Raw genomic sequence first — 25,505 nt, 5'->3', positions numbered from 1 at the left:
GGGGGATTTAAATGCGAGCTAGATTAATTTTAGAAGACGGAAACCAATTTGTTGGGACAGCTATAGGTAGCAAGAAGAGCTGTGAAGGAGAAGTTGTTTTCACTACAGGAATGACAGGATATCAGGAGACTATAACAGATCCTTCTTATTGTAAGCAGTTAGTTGCATTTACTTATCCATTGATAGGAAATTACGGTATAAACTTAGATGATATGGAAGCAATTAGACCATACTTATATGGAGTAATCACTAGCGAGATTTGTACTGACCCTAGTAACTGGAGGAAGCGTGTTTCATTAGACCAATACTTAAGTGACTGTGATATTACAGGAATTTCTGGGATAGACACGCGTAAGCTCACTAAATTAATTAGGCAAAAGGGGACAATGCGCGGAAAAATTTCAACTGGAAATGAAGACTTTTCAGATATTTATAAGGACTTGGGAGTTGTAGAGGCGGTAACTACAAAGCAAACCTATATTATACCTGGAGGAGAAAAACGTATAGTAGTAATTGACCTGGGTATAAAAAGAGGAATTTTGGAACAGTTAGCAGTTAAAGGGATCACGGTGATAGTGGTGCCTGCGTTTAGTTCTGCTGAAAAAATTCTTAGCTATAAACCCCATGGAGTATTAGTTTCTAATGGACCTGGAGATCCCAAGGATGTAGGACAAATAGTAAAAAATATAGACAAACTAATAGGAGAGGTGCCTCTTTACGGGATTTGCCTAGGACACCAAATCTTGGGTCTAGCTATGGGAATGGAAACATTTAAAATGAAGGTTGGTCACCGAGGTGGCAATCATCCTGTTAAAGATCTAGAAAACGGCCGGGTCTATATCACATCTCAAAATCACGGATATGTACTAAATAACAACAATATTCCTCAAGATGTTGCAGTAACCCATGTCAACCTGAATGACAATACTGTTGAGGGAATTAAACATAAGAGCTTGCCTATATTCTCTACTCAATACTATCCAAAGGCAAACCTAGAATTGCGAGAGAGTAGAGATTTACTTGATAAGTTTATTGTAAACATTGATAACTGGCAGAAAGGGAGGGTGAGCTAAATGGCATTAGATCGAGAGTTGAAAAAAGTAATGGTGATTGGTTCCGGTCCAATAATAATAGGACAAGCTGCTGAGTTTGATTACGCGGGAACGCAAGCCTGTGCTGCTCTGAAGGAAGAAGGCTTAGAAGTTGTTCTAATTAATTCAAATCCAGCTACGATTATGACAGACAGAGATACTGCGGATAAAGTTTACCTTGAGCCATTAACTTTAGAGTTTGTGTTAAAAGTCATTGAGAAGGAGAAGCCAGATGGTATTTTACCCACATTAGGAGGACAAGTTGGTCTAAATATGGCTTTGAAATTAGCTGAAGGGGGGTACTTAGAGAAGCTTGGAGTTAAGCTTCTGGGAACCTCTTTAGAGACAATAAAAAAAGCAGAAGACAGAGAGTTATTTAGAAGTACTATGTTAGAAATTGGAGAGCCAATTCCTGAAAGTACTATTGTTTCATCGGTAGAGCATGCAGAAGCATTTGCTGAAAAAATAGGTTATCCAGTAATTGTGAGACCAGCTTATACTTTAGGTGGCACAGGTGGTGGTGTTGCATCTAACAGAGATGAACTGAAAGCAATAGCAGCAAATGGAATTCGTAGCTCTTTGATAGAACAGATATTGGTGGAACGTTGTGTTTCTGGGTGGAAGGAAGTAGAGTACGAAGTTATTAGGGATGCAGCAGATAACTGTATAACCATTTGTAATATGGAAAACATCGACCCTGTAGGAATTCACACTGGTGATAGTGTGGTTGTAGCCCCCACACAAACACTGACTGATAAAGAACACCAAATGCTTAGGAATGCCTCACTAAAGATTATCAGGGAATTAAAAATTGCTGGAGGCTGTAATGTACAATTTGCATTAGACCCTGATAGCTATCAATATTATGTTATTGAAGTTAATCCTCGCGTCAGCAGATCTAGTGCTCTGGCATCAAAGGCTACTGGATATCCCATTGCAAAAATAGCCTCTAAAATTGCCATAGGATACACACTAGACGAATTGAAAAATCAAGTAACAGGTAAAACTTCAGCCTGCTTTGAACCTACGCTCGATTATGTAGTAGTAAAAATGCCCCGTTTCCCCTTTGATAAGTTCAACATGGCAGATAGAAAATTGGGTACTCAGATGAAAGCCACTGGTGAAATAATGTCAATTGCTAGAAGCTTTGAAAATGCATTTATGAAGGCTCTGAGGTCAATGGAAATGGATATAGAAGACTATCTAGAAACTGATCTTACCCGAGCTGAATTACTAGAGAGAATCTCTCAGGTAACTGATGAGAGAATTATGTATTTGCTACCTGCAATGGAAAAGGGAGCGAAGGTTGATGAACTAGCTAAATTAACAAAAATAGATAAATTTTTCTTGAATAAATTACAAAACATTGTTCAAATAAAAGCTGAACTGAGAAACAACCCTGTAACCACAGAGTTACTTGATAAAGCTAAGAGGATAGGATTAGATACACAGACCATAAATAAGCTTTCTGGTTTAACAGAGAACGAGCAAAAGGAAATGCTTCAAAGCAGTAACTTTAGTACCGTTTTTAAAATAGTTGATACTTGTGCCGCTGAATTTGAAGCTGCTACCCCATACTACTACTCTAGCTATGGAGAAGAGGATGAGGTTAGAATAGACCAACAAAAGAAAAAAGTTGTGGTCTTGGGATCTGGCCCTATTAGAATTGGACAAGGGGTTGAGTTTGATTACTGTTCTGTTCACTCAGTGCAAGCTATTAAGGAACTGGGATACGAAGCAGTTATTATCAACAACAACCCTGAAACTGTAAGTACCGATTTTAATATCTCCGATAGACTTTACTTTGAGCCCTTGACCGAAGAAGATGTACTTGAAGTTGTGAAAAGAGAGGATCCAATTGGTGTAATAGCTCAATTTGGAGGGCAGACTGCAATAAACTTAGCACAACCATTAGCTAATAGAGGCATAGAGATAATCGGAACATCAGTTGATAACATGGATCAAGCAGAGGATAGAGACAAATTTGAAGAACTTATGGAGCGAATGAATGTAAAAAGACCTAAGGGCAAGACTGCTATCAGCGTAAACGAAGCAATAGCCATCGCAGAAGATATAGGATATCCAGTACTGGTTAGGCCCTCATACGTTTTAGGTGGCAGAGCCATGGAGATTGTTCATTCACAAATCGATTTGGAGAATTACATGAGTTGGGCTGTAAAAGTTTCTCCTAAGCATCCGGTGTTAATTGATAAGTTCTTAGTTGGCACTGAAATAGAGGTGGATGCAGTATCCGATGGAGAGAATGTATTAATACCTGGCATAATGGAGCATATAGAGAAAGCTGGAGTTCACTCAGGAGACAGTATGGCATTGTACCCTGCTAAATCACTAGGTAAAGAAATGATAGCAGAGATAGAGACTAAAACTACACAGTTGGCGCAAGCACTAAATATAGTGGGAATGTTAAATATTCAATATTTAATTCACGAAGGGGAACTTTATATAATTGAAGTAAATCCAAGATCTTCGCGAACAGTACCCTTTATGAGTAAAGTCACAGGTTTACCCTTAGTAAAGATTGCTACAAAGGCAATGTTAGGACAATCTATTACTGCACAAGGATATAAGGTGGGGTTAGTTCAAAAGCCTGACTTTTACGCTGTTAAAGCTCCTGTATTCTCCTTTGCTAAATTGACGAAAGTAGACACTACCTTGGGTCCAGAGATGAAATCAACTGGTGAGGTAATGGGAATTGATAATAGCTTAACCAAAGCCCTTTATAAAGGTATACTGGCCTCAGGACTAGAATTAAACAAGAACGGAAAGGTATTAGTTACAGTTGCGGATAAAGATAAGCTAGAAGTACTGGAATATATGAAGAGATTTGCCAGCCTAGGCAGAGAAATTATAGCTACAGAGGGGACAGCTGCTTATCTCAAAGAGAAAGGATTAAACGTTACTGCCATAGCTAAAATTGGTCAAGAAACCCCAGATATCTTGGATTATATAAAGAGAGGGGAAATTAGCTTAGTAATTAATACTTTCACCAGGGGGAAGGAGCCAGCTAGAGACGGCTTTAAGATAAGGCGTGCAGCTGTAGAAAACGGTGTTCCCTGTTTAACTTCACTAGATACTGTTAGGGCTCTGTTGCAAGCAGAAGAATTGCTTGCTGCAGGAGAAGAGAGTACCGTAAAAGCACTACAGGAATACGTTCCAGAGGGGGAATAATAATGTGGCATGAAACAGTAGGGACTATTATAACTAATGAACAACTAACAGCAGAAGATTACCTAATGGAACTGCATTGTAAAGATATTGCTACAAATGCAAAGCCGGGACAGTTTGTCAATGTGGCTTGCACCAGTGGTTTAGATCCATTACTTCGGAGACCTATCAGTATTCACCAGGTGGATAAAGTTAAAGGAACTATCAGCCTACTATTCAAGGCGGTGGGAAAGGGTACAAAGCTTTTGACAGCTAAAGCTAATGAACAGGCTGTCAAGCTAACTGGCCCTCTGGGAAAAGGCTTTCATATTCCTAGCGGAGAAAAAACCTTAGTTGTAGGTGGTGGTATGGGTGTTGCTCCACTCTACTTTCTTATAAATCAATTATGTGATGCGGGAAATGATGTAACTGTGGTACTGGGAGTTAAAGACGGAACTTGGCAGCCCATATGCAATTTGTTTGAAAACAGAAATTGTTCTTTATACTTTGCCAGTGAAGATGGGAGCATTGGACAAAAAGGTCTAGTAACTGATGTAGTTAAAGAGATAATAGAAAAAGAAAGCATAACTCACTTATACACCTGTGGACCGGAACCAATGATGAAAAATGTAGTTTTATTAGCCGAAGGGAAAAATATAAAAACACAAGTATCTATGGAAAGAACAATGGCGTGTGGAGTAGGTGCTTGCTTAGGTTGTACTTGTGAGAAAAAAGCAGGGGATCAAGTTGTTTTTAAGAGAGTATGCACTGATGGACCTGTCTTTTCTGGAGATGAGGTGATATGGAATGGTTAATATGGCAGTCGACTTTGCTGGCATAAAGATGAAAAACCCCGTAACTACAGCTTCGGGCACTTTCGGTTTTGGTTTTGAATATGCCCCAGTTGTAGATCCAACAGAGCTAGGTGCAGTTGTGGTAAAGGGAACTACATTAAAACCTCGACAGGGGAATCCAGGTGTCAGATTAGTAGAAACTTCAGGTGGTATGTTAAATTCAATTGGTTTACAAAACCCAGGAGTAGATTATTTTATAGATCAGATACTTCCTACCCTAAAGGATAAAGGTGTAACGGTAATTGTTAATATATCTGGAAGCACAACCGATGAATACGCTGAGTTGGCAGAAAAACTTTCCCAAACAAAAGCTGTTAGTGGCCTAGAAATCAATATCTCTTGCCCAAATGTTAAAGAGGGTGGAATCGCATTTGGAACAGATCCGGAGCAATCTTATAAGGTTGTATCTGCAGTAGTCAAACACTCTCAAATTCCAGTTATTACAAAACTTAGCCCTAATGTAACTGACATAAGGGAAATTGCTTTGTCTGCAAAAGAAGCTGGAACTGATGGGTTGTCCTTAATTAATACTGTTACAGGCATGGCTATCGATATCAATAGTTGTGACCCAAAGTTAGGAAATAAAATAGGTGGTTTAAGTGGACCTGCAGTTAAACCCATAGCAGTAAAGGCTATTTGGGATGTGGCCCAGGCTGTGGACTTACCAATAATGGGGATGGGTGGAATTGTTCATTGGAGTGATGCGGTAGAAATGATGTTAGCAGGCGCTACAGTGGTAGCTGTAGGTACAGGAAACTTCATCAACCCCAAAGCTACCTTAGAAGTTATTGAAGGTATAGAAAAGTATTGTCAGGATAAAGGAGTAGCTAGTGTAAGTGAATTGATAGGCTTGAGTTGGAGGCGAGATAAATGAGTGGTAAGGAAAAAATAATTATTGCATTAGATGTGGAGGATAGTCAAAAGGCTCTTAGTGCAGTTGAGCAACTAGGAGACTGGGTTGAATACTACAAAGTGGGAATGCAACTATACAATAGTGCCGGGCCAGATTTAATAAAAAGGTTAGTAGAAAAAAATAAGAATGTTTTTCTGGATCTCAAGTTTCACGACATCCCCAATACGGTGGCAGAAGCTGGGAAGGTAATGGTACGACTAGGGGTTCAAATGTTTAATGTCCATGTTTCTGGCGGATATGACATGATGGTCAAGACAGTTACATCAGTTAAGGAAGAGGCAGAAAAATTAAATGTACCGACGCCCCTAATATTAGGAGTAACAGTGCTAACAAGCATCAATCAAGAGCAATTTAATAAAGAAATTGGTTATCCAGGTTTGATTGCTGATAAGGTGCGAGACTGGGCTATTTTAGCTGAAAGGTCGGGGTTAGATGGTGTGGTCGCTTCAGCTCAAGAAGCAAAGATTATAAGAGAAGCATGTAGTGATAACTTTGCTATTGTAACACCGGGAATTAGGCCAGAGTGGTCTAGTACCGATGACCAAAAGCGAATTACTACACCAGCAGATGCTTTTAGCAATGGAGCTAGTCACATAGTAGTTGGGAGACCGGTGTTAAAGAGTGAAAATAAAGTTGAAGCCATCAAGAAGATAATATCAGAAGTGGAGGGTATAAGATAATGGATAGAGAAGAAGTTCTTAATATATTAAAAGAATCAGGAGCTTTGTTAACAGGACACTTTTTATTAACCTCAGGAAAGCACAGTGACAAATATATTCAGTGTGCTCAAGTATTAAAGTACCCAGAATATACTGAAAGATTAGTTGCGGGGGTCGTTAAGCAGTTAAAGGGAAACTACGATTTAGTAGTAGGACCGGCCATAGGGGGAATTATTGTAGCTTATGAGTTTGCCCGACAACTAAAAGTTCCCGCCTTATTTACTGAGCGAGAAAATGGTGAAATGGCCTTACGCAGAGGATTTGAAATACCTGAAGGGGCAAACACACTAGTTGTTGAGGATGTAATAACGACTGGTGGGTCTGTTAAAGAGGTAATTGATATAGTTCGAGCTAATGGAGCTGTGGTTAATGATGTGGCTGTGTTAGTGGATAGAAGTGCTGGAAAAGCCAAGTTTGATGGTGCTAACTTGACTTCACTTCTACAAACTAACATTCAGACTTATGAAACTGATAAATGCCCATTATGTAAAGGAGATGTGTCAATTATTAAGCCTGGTAGCCGAAGTAAAAAATAAGCTTAAGGGTTTTCCTTTGGGCTTACATAGAGGTTATGAGTGCCATCCAAGCTTGCTAATAATACGCTATCATAACTATCATAGCCTTGTCTAAGAAGCTCTTTTTGAAGCCATTCTTCGGTTATACTTGAATTTTCGAGGTTTTCCCTGTCAAGTTGGCCATCTACTATTAAAGCAAGAGGTAATCCAGGATATTCTGTGTTCAGGTTTAAATCTTCCGGAGTAACTGGGCGTTTATTGGATTTGGGGATAACGCTTAATTTTCCCGATATCTCCAAAATAGCGTATTCAACATCAGCAATATTGCTGATGTTTTTTTCTCTGAGCTGAGATAATAAATCATTTATATTTAAACGTAGCTTGCGCATTTCATTCTCAATAATAAGACCTTTTTCTATTACTATACTAGGTCTACCATTAACAAAAGCTCTTACTTTTTTACTTTTTAAACTTACAAAAGAAAAGATAATTTCTAAAATCACTATAGTGAAAATAGGTACTAATCCCATTATCAGAGGAATAGAGGTGTCCTCCATGGGGATAGCTGCCAATTCTGCTATCATAATTGCTACAACTAAGTCAAAAGCAGATAGTTTTCCTACTTCTCTTTTACCCATGACACGGATAAAAAAAAGTACAGTTAGGTACAAAATTGTTGTACGGTACAGTGTTTCTAAAATTTCCGTTGACATTTTACATAACCTCCAAAAAAATCCTTAAAATTGCAGGGTTTTGCCACCATTATGTCGAAGAATTCCTTATTAGTACTTAAGGTGGTGATTATTTGAATAAACATAATAATCCGGCGTGTAATGGATGCACTTACGATAATGGTAATCAATGTCTTTCAAAAGTAAAAGATAAGAAGTTAAACTTTAAAAAAGTTCTTGATGGAGATACAGTACACTTTATTTTAATTGAATGTGACCAAAGGTCTGTTAAAATTGCAACCAGTTAAACCTTGTTATATAAGACAAGGTTTTTCTTTTTGATCATTTTCTATGCATCAAACCTCTAATACAAGCATAGCTTTAAAATAAAGAGGTGATAAGTAATGACCAAGAAACTATTATTTTTATTTCCATTTTTATTTGCTTTTATAATAGTTAGCATTAACCATACCTTCGATTATTATAACGTCCGTTCAGTAACTGGAGGCATGGTTACTCAAACCGTAATTATTGACCCTGGACACGGGGGGAGAGATCCAGGTGCAGTTCATGAAAACATTCATGAAAAGGAAATTGTTTTAGATATCAGTTTAAGAGTTCGGGATAATCTTGAAAAAAGAGGAATCACTGCAAATATGACTAGAGATATTGATACAGATTTGGTTTCAGAAGAAATGAAAGGATCTACTCGTCAGCAGTCCTCTTTACTTGAGAGGTTAGATATTAGTAGCAGTAGTGAGGGTGAAGTATTAGTAAGTGTTCACACAAACAGTAGTGAAGACGAAAGATTTTTTGGCACACAAACGTATTTCAAAGAGGGAGACTCACAAGGAAAGCTTCTTGCTGAGTGTATTCAAGCTGAGTTGAAAAAAGTAAGAATGTCTTCGCGAGAGGCCATTCCAGGTTCCTTTTATCTATTAGACCACAGTGATAAGCCAGCTGTAATTGTAGAGGTAGGGTTTGTATCAAACGAAGAAGATAGGAGGCTATTAGCTCAAGAAAAGTTTCGGATTCTGTTAAGTGAAGCAATAGCCAATGGAATAGAGCAATATATAACTGCCAGGTAATCACCTGGCAGTAGCATTATTCTAGATTAAATTTTTTAAGGAAGTCCTCAGAAGGTGAGGCGAAGATTGTTTTTTGATTTGTATAAATAACCATGCCTGGTTTTGCACCAGAAGGCTTATGGACATACTTTATTTGGGTAAAATCAACAGGTACTTGATTTGAATACTTTGCTTTGCTGAAATATGCTGCAAACATAGCAGCTTCATTTACAGATTCCTGATCAATATCCTCTTGGCCTTGTCGTGTGATTACTACGTGAGCACCTGGAATATCCTTTGTGTGGAACCATAAATCTTCTTTATTACTAGCTTTTAAAGTGAGCCAATCATTTTGTTTATTATTTTTGCCTACTTTGATTTCTAGACCACTAGACGAAAAAAATTGATAGGGAGAGTACTCGATTTTTTTCTTTTTTACATTAGTTTTTTCACTAATAGGATTATAAAGTTTTTGTTCTCTCATCTCAAGTTCGATTTCGCTTAAGTCTGTTAAATTTTCTGCTTGGTCAAGTGAGTGCTTAAGAGATTCCAAATAATTAAAATGACTTTCGATAATGTTTTTTTGTTGGGCTGCCATGTGTGCAGCCTTCTTTTTTTTGTTGTAGGTTTTAAAATATTGTTGAGCATTTGCTGAAGGAGTTAATTCAGGCTTTAATTCTATTTCCATTTCACCCTGTTCTGGATCATAGAAGTTAGTTACATTAATTTTTTTTGTTCCAGGTTTAATTTGATATATATTAGAAGTGATCAATTCACCCATGATTCTATATTTGTCTGCTGTTTTTGAATTTGATATAACCTCGTTTTGTATTGACAACTTCTTTTTAGACTTATCCAACTCAGATTTTACTATCTGACTAAGTTTATGGTGAAAGCTATTAAACTTGCTTTGTCTTTTCTTAAGGAAATAAACTTCACTTAACAATTCATTGGTGCTATTAAATTGCTCTACTTGATATGAAGGATTTAAGTGAGTTAAAGCTATACAAGAAAAAGCTTTTGGTTCCTTTCGCTTAAGCGCAATAGTTGGTGTATATTGCTGTTTTTCAACGATACTCTTTAAAGCAAGTAACTGTTGATACAATTTTGAAATTTCAATTTGGCCACACTTATCCATTGGCGTATGAATATATAGGCCAGCACGATATACTACCTCGGTTGCCAATAGGGGGCTAAAACCTTCAAAAATATTTACTAGACATTTGCTTAAGGGTGTATCTATGGGTAGCTCTAGCAACCTTGTACTAAACTCTTCCTCTGAAAAAAAACTAGTCAGCAACAACTTTGCTTCTTTTTGGGGGGCAGTATAGGTCACCCCTGGCAATATTTGACGTCTGCTACTAATACTTGGTGGAATACGCTTGATACTATCGATTATGGTATTTTTACTTTTATCAGCCAAGATTATGTTGCTATGTTTCCCCATAAATTCGCATATGAGCTCCACATATTTTGTATGTCCCATTTCGTCGTGAGCTTCAATTGATATAATTAAAACCCTATCTAAATATAATTGCTTGAAATCGACAATTTTACCACCCTGAAGGTGTTTTCGCAAAACCATACAAAATAAGGGAGGGGATAAAGGATTGTCAGTTTTTTTATTTGTAGTAAATAATCCAGAGTTTTGGGGGGAGATAGATATCATCAAGTTATTTCCAGCCCCCCGTTGTCTTAGCTGTAAGATTACTTCTGAATTATTAGGCTGATAAATTTTATCTATTTTGCTATTAACCTGTTTTTTTAATTCTGATGTTAATGTGTGAAGAACAATTCCATCAAAAGCCATGTTTTTCCCTCCTCTGCACAACAAGTATAGCACAAGATAAATGTCATCTCAAAGTGGTCATTTTTTTTAATTTATTGAATATGTTTTAAACAAGCATAACAAGCCTGCGAGGAGGAGTAAAATGAGTAGTGATAAATGGTATCGGTTTTCAAATGACAAAGTTATGGAAAAAATGAAAACTACAGAACGAGGTCTCGACAAAATAGAAGTAGATAAAAGGCTGAATAAGTACGGTTTAAATCAGCTAGAAGAGCAAAAAAAGAAGTCAGCTATCCAAATGTTCCTAGCTCAATTTAAAGATTTTATGGTTGGAGTACTAATTGCGGCAACACTTATTTCAGGTCTCTTGGGAGAGTATGCTGATGCAGTGACTATTATGGCAATCATATTTATAAACGCAATATTAGGTTTTATTCAAGAGCGAAGAGCAGAAAAATCCATGGAAGCCTTAAAGCAACTTACAGCTCCAGAAGCTTTAGTGATTCGTGATGGAGAAGAGGTCTATATTCCAGCAAAAGAGATAGTACCCGGTGATATTGTTATTCTGGAAGCAGGGACTAGGGTACCAGCTGATTTACGAATATTAGAAGCAAATAATATGGAGATAGACGAAGCATTGCTAACTGGTGAGTCCATGCCAGTAAAAAAGATAAACAAAGAACTAGACAAAGGAACCACTGAATTAGGACTTGGAGATAGAGTTAATATGGCTTTTTCTGGAACTGTGGTTACTAGAGGTAGGGGCAGGGGAGTAGTAGTCGCTACAGGTATGAAATCTGAGATGGGGCAAATTGCTGGCTTAATGCAAGGTGTAGTGGAAGAAGATACACCTTTACAAAAGAGGCTAGAGCAGCTGGGAAAAGTATTAGTGGCAGTGTGTTTACTTATAAGTGCCACTGTAGTGGGGCTGGGAATATATCAGGGTAAACCAGCTTTTCAAATGTTCTTAGCAGGAGTGAGCTTAGCCGTAGCTGCAATTCCTGAAGGGTTACCTGCTGTAGTTACTATAGCACTGGCAATTGGCGTTCAAAAAATGATAAAGCGAAATGCCATTATTAGAAAACTACCGGCAGTTGAAACTTTAGGTTGTGCCACAGTAATTTGTTCAGATAAAACAGGTACACTAACGCAAAATCAAATGACTGTGAGGCAAGTAGTTACTGGAAAAATGCAGTTAGATGTGACTGGGCAGGGATATGATCCAAGAGGAGATTTTATCCAAACTGATTCCGGAGAATTGATTAGAGGCGATGGAGATTTAGAAGAACTTTTGAAAATATTCTCCTTGTGCAATAATGCTGTTTTAAAGAAAGGCAATATGGCAGTAGGAGGGATGTTTAGAGGAGAAAAGGATAATAAAGGCTGGGAAATTAGTGGAGACCCTACAGAAGGAGCATTATCAGTTTTGGCGGCAAAAGGTGGCTTCTGGAAGGAACAGATAGAGCGTAAGGCTAAAAGAATTCAGGAATTTCCTTTCGACTCAGAACGAAAGATGATGAGTGTTGTTTATCAGGAAAGTGGGGAAAAACATGCCTATGTCAAAGGAGCAGCAGATGTAATTATTAAGCAGTGTAAATATATTTTAATGGATGGTAAAACAACAGTGTTGACAGAGGCGATTAAGGATGATTTGATTAAACAAACCGACCAAATGGCAAAAAATGCATTGAGAGTATTAGCAGGTGCTATTAAGCCCATAAATAGTCAAGGAGAATTATCTCAGGAAGATGCAGAAAGCGATATGGTTTTTGTGGGACTGGCAGGAATGATTGATCCTCCTAGGCCTGACGCCAAAACGGCTGTGACAAATTGTTCAAAAGCGGGAATCAGAACAGTTATGATTACAGGGGATCATCAGGTTACAGCTGCTGCTGTAGCTAAGGAGTTAGGTATAATTTCAGGGAATGAAAGAGTACTAACTGGCGTTCAGTTAGATGAGTTAGATGACAAAAAGTTAGAGAATAGTATTGATGATGTAGCAGTTTTTGCTAGGGTTTCACCAAAGCATAAGTTGAGGATAGTAAAAGCACTTAAAAATAAAGGTCATGTGGTTGGAATGACTGGGGATGGAGTGAATGATGCACCAGCTGTAAAGGAAGCTGATATAGGAATTGCCATGGGAATAACGGGAACTGATGTAACAAAGGAAGCATCGGCTATGGTATTGAGTGACGATAATTTTTCAACTATTGTAGCTGCAATTGAGGAAGGTAGGGGTATCTATGATAACATCCGGAAATTCATTCGCTACTTACTCTCGTGTAATGTAGGCGAAGTGCTTACTATGTTTTTAGCTGCACTGGCGGGTTTACCCTTACCATTGCTACCTATACAAATATTATGGGTTAACCTGGTTACAGATGGTTTACCTGCTATGGCATTAGGTGTTGATAACAAAGACCCAGATGTTATGTCCAGAAAGCCCCGAAATCCAAGGGAGAGTGTGTTTAGTAGAGGTCTTTCTCGCAAAATAATTGTTCGTGGGTTGCAAATAGGAATAGGAACATTGATCGTATTTGTTTTAGGCATGATGATAAGCGATGGGAATTTAGACTATGCTAGAACAATGGCATTCACAACATTGGTTTTTTCTCAACTGTTTCATGTTTTTGAGTGTAAATCAGAGCGCTACTCTGTTTTTCAAGTAGGGGTATTCTCTAACCCTTATCTCATAGTAGCTGTTGCTATCTCAACTTTGATGCAACTAACGGTTATATATACACCATTTTTCCAAAATGTGTTTAGCACAGTGGCGCTAGATGCAATAGATTGGGGTATTATTTTAATAGTTGCTGGCTGGAAGACTATGATAGCAGCGGTAGTACATTTCTTAATAAAACCCATATGGAAAAGAATAACTTTCAGAAACGCATAAAGAAAAAGTGGGATCAAAGTTGATCCCACTTTTTTAAAACCAATAAAAGGGTTTGGAAAATATTAATAGAATATTTATTTTTGATGCTATTGGTAAACAATAAAGTGGAATAAAGCTAGGAGGATTTACAAATGATTAGGAGCATGACCGGTTTTGGTAGAGCGGAAATAAGCAATGAGAATATAAGCTTAAGGTTAGAACTTAAAGCTGTTAATCATCGCTATGGTGAGGTTAATGTGCGGATGCCTAGACAATTGTCTAGTGTAGAGGATAAAATAAGGTCATCGGTCTTAAAAAAATTATCCCGAGGCAGAATTGAAATTTATATAAATTTAGAGGAAACGGGCGATAGACAGCGTATAGTTAAGGTTGACAAAGAATTAGCATTAGCTTATCATAATAGTTTGAAAGATTTAGCTAATATGCTAAATTTGGACTATAAATCAAACTTAGAGCAATTGACAGCATATCCAGAAGTGCTATCTGTTAAAGAACAGGAACTTAATGTAGAGCAAGCCGAATTATTAATTGAAGAAGCCCTAGCTGAGGCATTAAAGCAAGTTGAAAAGATGAGAATATTAGAAGGACAGAAGCTAGCTGAGGACTTAATGAACCGAATTAAATTAATAGAAGAGCTATTGGGAAAAGTAGAAGCAAAAGCCCCGGAAGTAGTAAAAAATTATAGAGAAAAATTAAGTAAACGTTTATCAGAGTTAGTAGATCAAACTGTAGATGAGAACAGACTGGCTTTAGAAATAGCGATTTTTGCTGATAAGGCAAGCATAGATGAAGAAGTAGTTCGCCTTTACAGCCATATAGCACAATTTAAAGAAAGCTTAGGAGAAAATGTTCCTATAGGCAGAAAATTAGATTTCTTAATTCAAGAAATGAACAGAGAAGTTAACACAATAGGATCAAAAGCAAATGATTTAGATATTTCCCATGTAGTAGTTGACTTAAAAAGTGAACTGGAAAAGGTAAGAGAGCAAATTCAAAATATAGAATGATATAAAGGGGGCAGAATGATGATCAAACTTATAAACATTGGTTTTGGAAATATAGTTTCAGCAAACCGAATTGTATCAATTGTAAGTCCAGAATCAGCACCAATAAAGAGAATTGTACAAGAAGCAAGAGATAGAGGAATGCTAATCGATGCTACCTATGGTAGAAGGACTAGAGCGGTAATAATTACTGATAGTGATCATGTTATCCTATCTGCGGTGCAACCAGAAACAGTAGCACAAAGACTTATTGCTAAGGAACCACAACTAGAGGAATCAGGAGAATAGATTGGAGCGATAAATATATGACAGACACAGGGTTACTCATAGTAATTTCAGGCCCATCAGGGGCTGGGAAGGGAACAATCTGTAGTGAGTTGCGAGCCCAAAGTCCACAACTGCGATATTCAGTGTCGGCAACTACTAGAGATCCTAGACCAAGTGAAAAAGAGGGAGTTAATTATTACTTCACAAAAAAGGAGAAGTTCCTTAAAATGATTGAAGATGATGAACTCTTAGAATGGGCACAAGTTTATGACAATTACTATGGAACTCCACTAAGAAAAGTACAAGAAAATTTAGCAAATGGATATGATGTTATTCTTGAGATTGATATTCAAGGTGCCCTGCAGGTAAAGGAAAAATATAAAGATGGTGTATTTGTATTTATTCTACCGCCTTCTTTAGAGGAATTGTGTAGTAGGATAACTGGAAGGGGAACTGAGACTGAAGATGCTATGGCTAAAAGGCTCAATAGTGCCAAAGGTGAGATAACCTATGCAGATAAATACGATTATATCATAATAAATGACAACTTAGAAAAAGCTGTAGAGAACTTTAAGGCCATAATTAAGGCCGAAAAGTGCAGAGCACATAGAAATGTACCAAAACTAAACCAGATAATAATGGAGGGATAGAGATGAAGCAACCATCATTAGATAAGATGATGGAACTAGTTGATAGTAAGTACACTCTTGTAGTTGCATCAGCTAGAAGAGCAAGAATTATAACAGAAACTAAAGAGTCACTTGTGGAGGGGGATTTTGTAAAGCCTGTTACTAGTGCTATGCATGAGTTAGTTAATAAAAAAGTTATATGCAAGCAACTAGAGGGCAGCCCTGAAAACACCTCAGACCACACAGAAATTGAACAAGAACAGGTGGAAGATGGTGAGTAAGGCAAAAAGCATAGTTGTTGGGGTTACTGGTGGCATAGCCTGCTACAAGGCTGCTGACTTAGTAAGTAGTTTAACAAAAGCTGGTATGGATGTACATGTTATTATGACTGAGGCAGCAACTAAGTTTATAAAACCACTGACCTTTCAGACATTGTCAAACAACAGGGTGATTGTAGACATGTTCGCAGAGCCAGACTACTGGGATGTAAAGCACATTTCTTTGGCTACAAAGGCGGACTTATTTTTAATTGCACCTGCAACAGCTAATTTTTTAGGTAAGGCCGCAAATGGTATTGCTGATGACATGTTGACCACAACTATTTTAGCTACAAAAGCACCTATTGTAGCTGTTCCTGCTATGAACAACAATATGTACCTTAATAAAATGGTGCAAGATAATATTCAAAAGTTGAAAGCCTATGGATTTCAATTTGTCGAGCCAGGTGAAGGTAGACTGGCTTGTGGAACAGTAGGTAAAGGAAGGTACCCTGATAATGAAGTAATAATTAATAAAGTAGAAGAACTGTTAAACGGAAAGCCTCAAGACATGCAAGGCAAAAGGGTTTTGGTAACTGCGGGGGGAACTAGAGAGCCTATTGATGCTGTTAGATACATAACTAATAAGAGTTCTGGAAAAATGGGATATAAAGTAGCAGCTGCAGCTAAAGCAAGAGGGGCAGATGTAACGCTAATATCAGCCCCCACATCTCTAGAGCCTTTGCCTGGAATATATACAATTAAAGTGGAGACAGCAGCAAAAATGCACCAAAAATGCCTAGAATTATTTCCTCAAAGTGATGTAATAATTAAAGCAGCAGCTGTTTCGGACTTCAAGCCTAACAAAGCAGCAGAGAATAAAATTAAAAAAGAACAGGGTTTAACTATTAACTTGGAAAAAAATCCAGATATACTAGCTGAAATGGGAAAAATGAAAAAAAATCAAATATTAGTGGGCTTTGCAGCTGAGACTGAGGAATTGCACAAAAATGCGCTAAAAAAAATACACAACAAAAATTTAGACCTTATAGTGGCCAATGATGTAAGTCACCCTCAAGCGGGTTTTGATGTAGATACAAATATAGCCACCTTGTTTTTTAGGGACGGAAAAAAAGTTGATTTGCCATTGCTTACAAAAGCTGAGTTAGGGGAAAGAATAATAGAAGAAGTATCAAAACTCTTATATGATGGAGTGAAAGGTAGAACAAATTAATAATCTTTTATAAAAGTCAAGGTTAAAAAATTACCTTGGCTTCTTAATTTTATCACATTTTTTTGCTATAATAACCATAGCAAAAGGGAGGAAGGCGGTGTTTAGTTGGCAAGAGCAATATATGCAGAAGTAATTGTTGATATAAGCCACTATAAAGTAGATCAAATTTTTCATTATAACATCCCTCCCAAACTAGAAAAAGAGATAAAGGTAGGAATTCGAGTAAAAGTACCCTTTGGGAATAGTCATGTAGTAGGGTACTTAGTTGGCATATCTAGTACATCACCTGTGGATAGAACTAAGGATATTATAGAAGTTCTAGACCAGGAACCTATAATTAGTAATGAGCTTATTGAGTTGACAGAATGGTTATCATACTACTATTTGTGCAATAGAGTACAGGCCTTAAAGTGTGTTTTGCCTAATAAAATCAAGCAATTTAAGGGTAATACTCAAAAAAAATATAGATTACTGGATAGTATTGAAGTAGAATATGAGAAGATTAAAAAAAGGGCTCCTAAACAAGCTCAAATAATTGAACTATTAAAATCCAAAGGCTTACTTTCTACTGCTGAAATGAAAAAGATAATCCCTTTGTCCCAGAGTTCTCTTAAAGCACTTTTGGAAAAAGGACTAATAGAGGTAGTTGATACTAGTGTGGATTGTGATCCATACAAAAGTAGGTCATTTAAGGAAGATAGACCTCCTGAGCTAACAGCGGATCAAAAAAATGCCCTTGCAGAAGTCTCTAAACCCATAGCTAAAGGTGAACACGATGCATTTCTCTTGCACGGTGTAACAGGTAGCGGGAAAACAGAAATATACTTAAATGCCATACAGAAAGTGCTCGAAAATGAAAAGCAAGCTATAGTTTTAGTGCCAGAAATTGCATTAACCCCTCAGATTGTTGAGAGATTTAAAGCTAGGTTTGGTGACAAAGTAGCTGTAATGCACAGTAGACTTTCTGATAGTGAAAAGTATGATCAGTGGTGGAGAATTAACAAAGGTCTAGCCAGTGTGGTGATTGGTGCTAGGTCAGCGGTATTTGCTCCTTTTAAGAAATTAGGTCTGATAATTATAGATGAAGAACATGAAAACTCATACAAACAAGAGGAGAGTCCCAAGTACCATGTGCGAGAGGTAGCCTTAAAGCGTGCTGAAATGACTAATTCGGTATTAATAATGGGTTCTGCAACCCCTGCTATAGAAACATACTGGAAGGCTAGCAGAGGGAAATTTAAAATACTTCAACTACCAAATAGAGTTCAACAGGCGGAGATGCCTGAAGTAACAATTATTGATATGAGAAATGAATTGAAAAAGGGTAATAAGAGTATTTTTAGTAGTGTTTTATACCATCAGATTATGGATAAAATAGCTAAAAGACAGCAAGTTATTCTGTTTCTAAATAGGCGTGGGTACAGTACTTTCGTTATGTGCCGACAGTGTGGGTTTGTTGCAAAATGTGATCATTGCTCTATTTCTCTTACTTATCATCAAAATAAAGATAGGCTTAAGTGTCATTACTGTAACTATAGTATTGGCTCTCCTAAGCTGTGTCCTTCGTGTAATAGTAAATACATCAGGTACTTTGGAATTGGTACCCAGAAAGTCGAGGAGGAAGTTAAAAGAACCTTTCCTCATAGTCGCATACTGAGAATGGATGTGGACACAACAACCAAAAAGGGAAGTCACGAGAAAATTTTTAATTTGTTTAAAAGTGGTAGAGCTGATATATTGATAGGCACTCAAATGATTGCAAAAGGACTGGATTTTCCTAATGTGACATTAGTAGGTGTGCTAGCAGCAGATTCATCACTTAATCTTCCTGACTTTAGAGGGTGTGAGCGTACATTCCAATTATTAACACAGGTTTCAGGGAGAGCAGGAAGAAGTATTTTAAAGGGAGAAGTAATAGTCCAGACATATGAGCCAAATAATTATGCCATTAAAGCTGCTAGTAATCACGATTATGAGTCATTCTTCAACCGAGAAATAGAAGAGAGAAATATGCTTAAGAACCCACCCTTTTCAAGTTTAATTAGGGTAGTTATTACTGGTACTTCTCAAAGTCAGGTTGAGCTAAGAGCAAAGCAAGTAAAAGAGCTATTTAAACCCAACTCATACGTTAGCATTTTAGGTCCAGTTGTGGCTCCCTTGGGAAGGATAAAAGATCGTTTTAGATGGCAGATAATACTGAAAGGAAATCTTTCTAATCTCCATAAAATGGTGAGAGACAATTACAAATCTATTTTAGAATTACAAAATGAAGTTTCAATTAACATAGATGTTGAACCATATAATATGATGTGAATGGAGGCAGAGAAAAATGGCAGTATACAATATTTTAAAATCAAATGATCCATTGTTAAGAGAAAAATCAGTAAAGGTAAATAAGATTAATAGTAGTATAACAAAGCTACTGGATAATATGGCTGATACAATGTATGATGCTGAGGGTGTAGGCTTGGCAGCACCACAAATAGGTGTTTCAAAAAGAGTTATAGTTGTAGATGTAGGTGAGGGACTAATCGAACTGATAAACCCTGAAATTATTAAAACCGATGGACAGCAAAATGGTATTGAAGGCTGCCTCAGTGTACCTGGAGTCCAAGGAGAAGTGGTCAGACCTGATACTGTTGAAGTGGAGGGGGTAGACAGAAATGGTAAAAAGATTAATATAATGGGTAGTGGATTATTGGCTAGGGCTTTATTACATGAGATAGATCATTTAAATGGTGTGCTCTTTGTAGACAAAGCTGATAAAATTAATAAGGAGTGATTAAGTGCGAGTAGTATTTATGGGAACTCCTGAGTTTGCTGTTCCCAGTTTAAAAGAGACAATTAAATCACAAGAAGTTGTAGCAGTTTATACGCAACCTGATAGACCTAGGGGAAGGGGAAAAAAGGTCACGTACTCTCCAGTAAAGGAATGTGCCTTGAGTAATAATATTCAAGTAGAACAACCAATCAGCCTTAAGTCTAATGAAGAGTTAGAGAGATTAAAAAAGTACGCCCCGGATGTTATTGTAGTGGTTGCTTATGGCAAGTTGCTACCTAAAGATATTTTAGAATTACCCAAGAATGGCTGTATCAATGTTCACGCTTCCCTCCTTCCAAAGTATAGAGGAGCAGCTCCTATCCATTGGGCTGTAATGAATGGGGAGTCTAAAACAGGTGTAACAATAATGAACATGGTAGAAAAGTTAGATGCAGGGCCTATGTTATTAAAAAGTGAGATTCCTATCCAACCACAAGATACTACCGGCGAGATTCATGATAAGCTTATGGATTTAGGTGCAGAAGCTTTGAGTGAAGTTCTTAAAAAGCTTGAGACAAATGACTTAAAGCCTGTAATGCAGGAGGAAATGGAAGCGACGTATGCTCCTATGATAGAGCAAAAACATGAAAGAGTCAGTTGGGATAATGATGCTCAGCTTATAGTAAATCAAATTCGCGGGTTAAACCCTTGGCCTGGAGCTTATACCATGTACAGAGGTAAGAGAATGAAGCTATGGCAAGCAAAGCTGGGAAATAATTTTAATACAGAAATGGAGCCAGGAAAAATTGTAGATGTAAATGCATCTGGAGTTGTAGTACAAGCAGTTAGCAATCAGGTAATTATTACAGAATTACAACTAGCAGGTAAGAAGAAAATGAATGCCACTGAATTTGTCAAAGGATATCAGGTGAAAAAAGGAGAAATTTTAGATATTGGGTGTGATTAAATGGAAGTAGAATCCTACACCAGAAAGAGAATTTTTATTGGCCTAATTGGATTGAGCTTATTATTTCTTTTGGGAATGATAGTTGCCTTATGGCTAGTAATTACTAATAAGTTACCTGCACTGCAGACATTTTTTCTTGTTGCAGTGGGGGGGATTAGTGCAATTTTCATTTTAGTAGTAGGACTGGGCTTGTTTTTTCTAGTATGGAGCCTATGGCATGGCAAGTCTTTTCCAAAGTTACAGAGCTTAATGCAAACTTCTACCGAATGGCTATTTCCTATCGCCTTACGATTAGGTGTCCTTATGGGGATTGATGAGGATAAAATAAAAAGTTCTTTTATAAAAGTTAATAATCAGCTGGTGGAAGCGAATAAGATAAGTGTAGAAGCAAATCAAATATTAATCTTAGCCCCCCACTGCCTTCAGAACAGTCAATGTCCCCATAAAATCACCATGGATGTAGATAACTGCAAGCGTTGTGGGAAATGTACTGTGGATGATCTAATAAATATTGCAAATAAATACGGTGCAAAATTTGTAGTAGCTACTGGTGGAACCTTTGCCAGGAAGTTCATAAAGGAGTATCGTCCCAGGGCAATAGTAGCTATTGCATGTGAAAGAGACCTCACGTCGGGAATTCAAGATACTAATAAATTACCTGTAATTGGTGTTTTAAATGACAGACCAGAGGGGCCATGCTTAAATACTCTTGTAGATGCTAAAAATGTAGAAAAGGCAATTCAAAATTTAGTACATTAAATTATCAGACAAAAAGAGGAGGAGAACAAATGACATTAATTTTATTGATTATTGCTATTCTTTTGCCGTTATATGCACAGTTTAAGGTTAAGTCTACTTTTAACAAGTATGTTAACGTAGCTTCTGAGAAAGGTTATAATGGAGCGCAGGTTGCCAGATCTATACTAAATGAGCAAGGACTTCACACTGTAAATATTGAGATGACTAACGGGGAGTTAGATGATCATTATGACCCCAAAAGTCAAACGGTAAGATTGTCACCAAAAGTATATCAGGGAACATCTTTAGCTTCATTAGGTGTTGCTGCCCATGAGGTAGGTCATGCAATTCAACATGCCGATGGATATTTCCCACTAGAAATTAGAAGCACACTAGTTCCAGTTGCAAATATTGGCTCAAAAGCAGCATTCCCTTTGATTTTATTAGGTATATTTATGAGTCAGCCAGCTTTACTACAGTTTGGCATTTACGCTTTCACAGCAATAGTGTTATTTCAATTAGTTACACTACCAGTAGAATTTAATGCATCTAGTAGAGCAATGGGCATATTAGAGGGCAGTGGTTTCTTAAACAGGAATGAAGTTAAGCCTACTAAAAAGGTTTTAGATGCAGCTGCTTTCACATATGTTGCAGCAGCACTTGTGGGAATCCTTGAGTTAGTTAGACTAGTTCTTATTTCGAGAATGCTTGGAGATGACTAATTTTGACTATCAACACAAGAGAATTAGCTTATCGAATTTTACACAAGATAGATGTAGATAAAGGGTATGCAAATATAACTGTTAACAAATTTTTGGAGCGGAAAGATATAAGCAAGGCTGACCGCTCCTTTATAACACAAATAGTATATGGTGTATTGCGCCATAAAGGAACTTTGGATTGGGTTATTCATCAGTTTACAAAAAACAAGTTTAAAAAAATTAAGCCCAATGTATTAATTATACTGCGTATAGGGCTTTATCAGATTATGTTTATGGATAGGGTTCCAGTTAGTGCAGCTTGTAACGAAAGTGCTAAGCTCGCCCGGAGTTTTGCTCACGAAGGGATTGTAAAGTTTGTTAATGGAGTCCTAAGGAATATTTCTAGGAATATAGGCGATATAAAATGGCCTGACTATGACCAAGACCCAGCTTCCTATATTGCAGTAAAATTCTCTCACCCAAAATGGTTGGTAGAGAAATGGATAAAGCAATTTGGGGTTGAGGCAACAAAGGGTATCTGTGAAGAAAACAACAAACCAGCTACTACTTGGATTAGATGCAATACTATGAAAACAAATAGGGTCCAGTTGTTTGAGTGTCTAGAAGCTAATGGGGTCAAGTGCATTGAGAGTGAACTTGTGCCAGAGGGGATAGCAATTTCTGGATACGATTCACTGGGGAGAATAGATCAATTTAAAGAGGGCCTGTTTACTGCTCAAGATGAAAGTTCAATGATAGTAGGTCATGTTTTGGCGCCTAAACCCGAAACAGTTGTCATTGATGCTTGTAGTGCGCCTGGTGGAAAGACTACTCATTTAGCTCAGTTAATGCAAGACAAGGGGAGTATCCTGGCGTATGACATTCATCCTCATAAAATAGATTTAGTAAACCAGAATGCTCAAAGGCTGGGATTATCGTCAATTAAAGTTGAAGTGGCAGATGCTACAGAGTTACACAATAAGGTTACTAATCAAGTAGATTATGTTTTAGTAGATGTACCTTGTAGTGGTACCGGAGTAATAGGGCGAAGGGCTGATGCTCGATGGAACAAAACTCTAGATTCAATTACAGAAGTAACCAAACTGCAATATAATATCATTACCTCTGCTAGTAAATGTGTTAAACCTGGAGGTGTACTAGTTTATAGTACCTGCAGCATAGAACCTGAAGAGAACTTAGAGCTGGTAGAAAGATTTTTAAGAGAGAATAAAAACTTTAAAATGGAAAACATAATAGAGCTATTAACATTTAATCCTAAAGAAGAAGACAAAATAATGGCTAAAAAAGGTTACTTTCAGTTTTTGCCACATAAACATAAGACTGATGGCTTTTTTGTCTGTAGACTTAGGAAAATATAATTTAAGAGCAGACTTCCTGTCTGTTCTTTTTGATGTTGGGATATATTAAAAAGAGGAAATAATGAAAAATGATAGAATAAAAGGAGTAGAATTTATTGTGAAAACTGTGGAAAGCATCTGTGATTTTACTGTTTCTGAACTTTCAAGAAAATTAAAGAGCATAGGCTCTCAACCCTTTAGAGCTAAGCAAATATATAATTGGGTCTATAAACATGGATCTGAATCCTTTGAGGACATGCTCAATCTGCCTAAGGAAATGAGAAAAAAGCTAGCTAACCACTTTATCGTTAACAGCATGAAAATAGAAAAGGTGCAAAGCTCTAAAGATGGTACAAAAAAATATTTGTTTAGACTACATGATAATGAGACTATAGAAACTGTATTAATGCAGTACGACAAAAGTAGTGGTAATAAAAGATTTACAGTATGCGTTTCCACCCAAGTTGGTTGTAATATTGGGTGTAGTTTTTGTGCTACTGCAAAAGGTGGGTTTAAACGAAATTTAAGTTCAGCAGAAGTTGTAGAACAGGTCTTACTGATACAACGGGAATTGTGGAAACAGAATGACCAGCACCGTGTTAGTAATGTGGTTTTTATGGGTATGGGTGAACCCCTAGCTAATTATGAAAATGTATTTAAGGCTATTGATATTTTTACGACTGAAGCGGGTTTAAATATCTCTTTGAGAAAAATTACGGTTTCTACTAGTGGATTAATTCCACAAATAAAAAGGCTTTCAGAGGAGAACACTCCAATAGTTTTGGCATTATCACTTCATGCTTCAAATGACTCATTAAGAGACAAGCTGGTTCCAATAAATAAAGTGTACCCATTAAATGATTTAATGGATGCTTGTAAAGATTATATAGAAGAGACTAACCGACGTATTACCATAGAATACATTATGTTGAGGGATGTGAATGACAGTAAAGAAGATGCTGTGCAATTAGCAACACTACTAAAAGGAATGTTAGTAAACGTTAATCTAATTCCCTATAACTCTGTTGACTTGACTGAGTTTGCAAGAAGTGGTAAAGGAAGAATAAGGGCATTTCAAGAGGTACTTACTAGGAATGGAGTTGAAGCAGTAGTCAGAGAAGAAAAGGGAACAGATATACTAGCTGCATGTGGTCAATTAAGGCAAAAAAACAGCGACTTATAACGAGGTGAAGTATGAAAGCATACGGCTTAACTAATAAGGGTTTAGTGAGAAAAGGGAATGAAGATGATTATTTATGCTGTCAAGATAGAGGGTTATTTGTAGTTGCTGACGGTATGGGTGGACATGCTGCTGGAGAAGTAGCAAGTTCTTTGGCAATCCAAGAAGTCAAAAAATATATTTGCACTGATAAGGAATTAATTATACCTGAAGACTTAGAAAGAGCTGTATTAAAGGCGAATGAGGCCATATACAATAAATCAAAGGAAGAAGAAGAATGCAACGGAATGGGTACTACGCTAACTGTGGCAAAGATACACCAAGCTAAGCTCTGGGTTACTCACGTGGGAGACAGTAGGATTTATCTGGTTAGGAATAATGAAATAAAGCTTTTGACTGAAGACCACTCTTTAGTGGCAGAATTAGTAAAAAAGGGTAAAATAACAGAATCAGAAGCTAAGCTCCATCCCCAAAAAAATATGTTAACTAGAGCTATTGGAACTCAAGCAATAGTAAATGTGGATGTTTTTAGTCATGAAATCCAAAAAGAAGATTTAATCATATTGTGCACAGATGGCCTTTCCAATCTAGTGGACTCTCAGCAAATGATGGAAACTCTTTTAAATCAGTCAATCGAAAAAGGTGTTAAAAAGCTTGTAGATAAAGCCCTAGATAGAGGTGGGCATGACAATATCACTCTTATAGCAGTAGAATATTAATGACGGCTCA

At 37.2% G+C, this 25,505-nt stretch carries 24 protein-coding genes; 22 read left to right on the top strand and 2 right to left on the bottom strand.

Annotated elements, in window-relative coordinates; translation table 11 throughout:
- Positions 1-11 precede the first annotated feature (11 nt).
- Genes GGQ84_RS09010 through pyrE form a run of 6 tightly spaced genes read left to right on the top strand, consistent with a single transcriptional unit; the run spans position 12 to position 7,278 of the window.
- Positions 12-1,073, top strand: coding sequence for a carbamoyl phosphate synthase small subunit (locus GGQ84_RS09010; RefSeq protein ID WP_429161867.1), 1,062 nt, complete (start codon positions 12-14; stop codon positions 1,071-1,073).
- Positions 1,074-4,280 (top strand): carbamoyl-phosphate synthase large subunit, encoded by a 3,207-nt coding sequence (carB, locus tag GGQ84_RS09005; protein WP_429161865.1) that lies wholly within the window; start codon positions 1,074-1,076, stop codon positions 4,278-4,280. It abuts the gene before it with no gap.
- Positions 4,281-4,282: 2 nt separating this feature from the next.
- Positions 4,283-5,071, top strand: coding sequence for a dihydroorotate dehydrogenase electron transfer subunit (locus GGQ84_RS09000; RefSeq protein ID WP_429161863.1), 789 nt, complete (start codon positions 4,283-4,285; stop codon positions 5,069-5,071).
- The gene (locus GGQ84_RS08995; RefSeq protein WP_429161861.1) at positions 5,064-5,984 is read left to right on the top strand and encodes a dihydroorotate dehydrogenase; all 921 of its coding nucleotides are present in this window, start codon (positions 5,064-5,066) and stop codon (positions 5,982-5,984) included. The genes GGQ84_RS09000 and GGQ84_RS08995 overlap by 8 nt, the downstream gene beginning before the upstream one ends.
- On the top strand, positions 5,981-6,703 hold the full coding sequence (gene pyrF, locus GGQ84_RS08990; protein WP_429161859.1) for an orotidine-5'-phosphate decarboxylase: 723 nt from the start codon (positions 5,981-5,983) through the stop codon (positions 6,701-6,703). The genes GGQ84_RS08995 and pyrF overlap by 4 nt, the downstream gene beginning before the upstream one ends.
- Entirely contained in the window at positions 6,703-7,278 is a 576-nt protein-coding gene (gene pyrE / locus GGQ84_RS08985; RefSeq protein WP_429161857.1) for an orotate phosphoribosyltransferase, read from the top strand. The genes pyrF and pyrE overlap by 1 nt, the downstream gene beginning before the upstream one ends.
- 2 nt (positions 7,279-7,280) lie before the next feature.
- On the opposite strand, the gene GGQ84_RS08980 is transcribed toward pyrE, so the two are convergent.
- On the bottom strand, positions 7,281-7,958 hold the full coding sequence (locus GGQ84_RS08980; protein WP_429161890.1) for a DUF421 domain-containing protein: 678 nt from the start codon (positions 7,956-7,958) through the stop codon (positions 7,281-7,283).
- Positions 7,959-8,062: 104 nt separating this feature from the next.
- On the opposite strand from GGQ84_RS08980, the gene GGQ84_RS08975 reads away from it, so the two are divergent.
- Both GGQ84_RS08975 and GGQ84_RS08970 read left to right on the top strand, forming a co-directional pair.
- Positions 8,063-8,236 carry a hypothetical protein gene (locus tag GGQ84_RS08975; protein ID WP_429161855.1) on the top strand — a complete coding sequence of 58 codons (174 nt, stop codon included), beginning with the start codon at positions 8,063-8,065 and terminating at the stop codon, positions 8,234-8,236.
- Between the two features lie 96 nt (positions 8,237-8,332).
- Positions 8,333-9,016 (top strand): N-acetylmuramoyl-L-alanine amidase family protein, encoded by a 684-nt coding sequence (locus GGQ84_RS08970; protein ID WP_429161853.1) that lies wholly within the window; start codon positions 8,333-8,335, stop codon positions 9,014-9,016.
- A 16-nt stretch (positions 9,017-9,032) separates the two neighbouring features.
- On the opposite strand, the gene GGQ84_RS08965 is transcribed toward GGQ84_RS08970, so the two are convergent.
- Entirely contained in the window at positions 9,033-10,805 is a 1,773-nt protein-coding gene (locus GGQ84_RS08965; protein ID WP_429161851.1) for an Rqc2 family fibronectin-binding protein, read from the bottom strand.
- A 121-nt stretch (positions 10,806-10,926) separates the two neighbouring features.
- On the opposite strand from GGQ84_RS08965, the gene GGQ84_RS08960 reads away from it, so the two are divergent.
- From GGQ84_RS08960 to GGQ84_RS08895, 14 genes are all read left to right on the top strand, one after another.
- Complete coding sequence (locus tag GGQ84_RS08960) at positions 10,927-13,680, top strand: calcium-transporting P-type ATPase, PMR1-type (RefSeq protein WP_429161849.1); 2,754 nt, start codon at positions 10,927-10,929, stop codon at positions 13,678-13,680.
- Between the two features lie 131 nt (positions 13,681-13,811).
- Positions 13,812-14,687, top strand: coding sequence for a YicC/YloC family endoribonuclease (locus tag GGQ84_RS08955; RefSeq protein ID WP_429161847.1), 876 nt, complete (start codon positions 13,812-13,814; stop codon positions 14,685-14,687).
- Between the two features lie 15 nt (positions 14,688-14,702).
- Entirely contained in the window at positions 14,703-14,972 is a 270-nt protein-coding gene (gene remA / locus GGQ84_RS08950; RefSeq protein ID WP_429161845.1) for an extracellular matrix/biofilm regulator RemA, read from the top strand.
- 17 nt (positions 14,973-14,989) lie between these two features.
- Entirely contained in the window at positions 14,990-15,601 is a 612-nt protein-coding gene (gene gmk / locus GGQ84_RS08945; RefSeq protein WP_429161843.1) for a guanylate kinase, read from the top strand.
- Between the two features lie 2 nt (positions 15,602-15,603).
- Positions 15,604-15,861, top strand: a complete 258-nt coding sequence (rpoZ, locus tag GGQ84_RS08940; RefSeq protein WP_429161841.1) for a DNA-directed RNA polymerase subunit omega — start codon at positions 15,604-15,606, stop codon at positions 15,859-15,861.
- Entirely contained in the window at positions 15,851-17,071 is a 1,221-nt protein-coding gene (gene coaBC / locus GGQ84_RS08935) for a bifunctional phosphopantothenoylcysteine decarboxylase/phosphopantothenate--cysteine ligase CoaBC (protein ID WP_429161888.1), read from the top strand. The genes rpoZ and coaBC overlap by 11 nt, the downstream gene beginning before the upstream one ends.
- Before the next feature lie 105 nt (positions 17,072-17,176).
- The gene (priA, locus tag GGQ84_RS08930) at positions 17,177-19,384 is read left to right on the top strand and encodes a primosomal protein N' (RefSeq protein WP_429161840.1); all 2,208 of its coding nucleotides are present in this window, start codon (positions 17,177-17,179) and stop codon (positions 19,382-19,384) included.
- Between the two features lie 16 nt (positions 19,385-19,400).
- Complete coding sequence (gene def / locus GGQ84_RS08925) at positions 19,401-19,853, top strand: peptide deformylase (RefSeq protein ID WP_429161838.1); 453 nt, start codon at positions 19,401-19,403, stop codon at positions 19,851-19,853.
- A gap of 4 nt (positions 19,854-19,857) precedes the next feature.
- Complete coding sequence (gene fmt / locus GGQ84_RS08920; protein WP_429161836.1) at positions 19,858-20,799, top strand: methionyl-tRNA formyltransferase; 942 nt, start codon at positions 19,858-19,860, stop codon at positions 20,797-20,799.
- Positions 20,800-21,558, top strand: a complete 759-nt coding sequence (locus GGQ84_RS08915) for a DUF116 domain-containing protein (RefSeq protein ID WP_429161834.1) — start codon at positions 20,800-20,802, stop codon at positions 21,556-21,558.
- 29 nt (positions 21,559-21,587) lie between these two features.
- Positions 21,588-22,259 (top strand): zinc metallopeptidase, encoded by a 672-nt coding sequence (locus tag GGQ84_RS08910; protein WP_429161833.1) that lies wholly within the window; start codon positions 21,588-21,590, stop codon positions 22,257-22,259.
- A gap of 2 nt (positions 22,260-22,261) precedes the next feature.
- Positions 22,262-23,617, top strand: coding sequence for a 16S rRNA (cytosine(967)-C(5))-methyltransferase RsmB (rsmB, locus tag GGQ84_RS08905; protein ID WP_429161831.1), 1,356 nt, complete (start codon positions 22,262-22,264; stop codon positions 23,615-23,617).
- Positions 23,618-23,678: 61 nt separating this feature from the next.
- On the top strand, positions 23,679-24,779 hold the full coding sequence (rlmN, locus tag GGQ84_RS08900; protein ID WP_429161829.1) for a dual-specificity RNA methyltransferase RlmN: 1,101 nt from the start codon (positions 23,679-23,681) through the stop codon (positions 24,777-24,779).
- An 11-nt stretch (positions 24,780-24,790) separates the two neighbouring features.
- Entirely contained in the window at positions 24,791-25,495 is a 705-nt protein-coding gene (locus GGQ84_RS08895; protein WP_429161827.1) for a Stp1/IreP family PP2C-type Ser/Thr phosphatase, read from the top strand.
- The last annotated feature ends 10 nt before the right edge of the window (positions 25,496-25,505 follow it).

The organism is Desulfitispora alkaliphila, from assembly GCF_050433185.1.
GTDB lineage: Bacteria > Bacillota > Desulfitisporia > Desulfitisporales > Desulfitisporaceae > Desulfitispora > Desulfitispora alkaliphila.
This window is presented reverse-complemented; position numbering and strand designations above follow the sequence as displayed.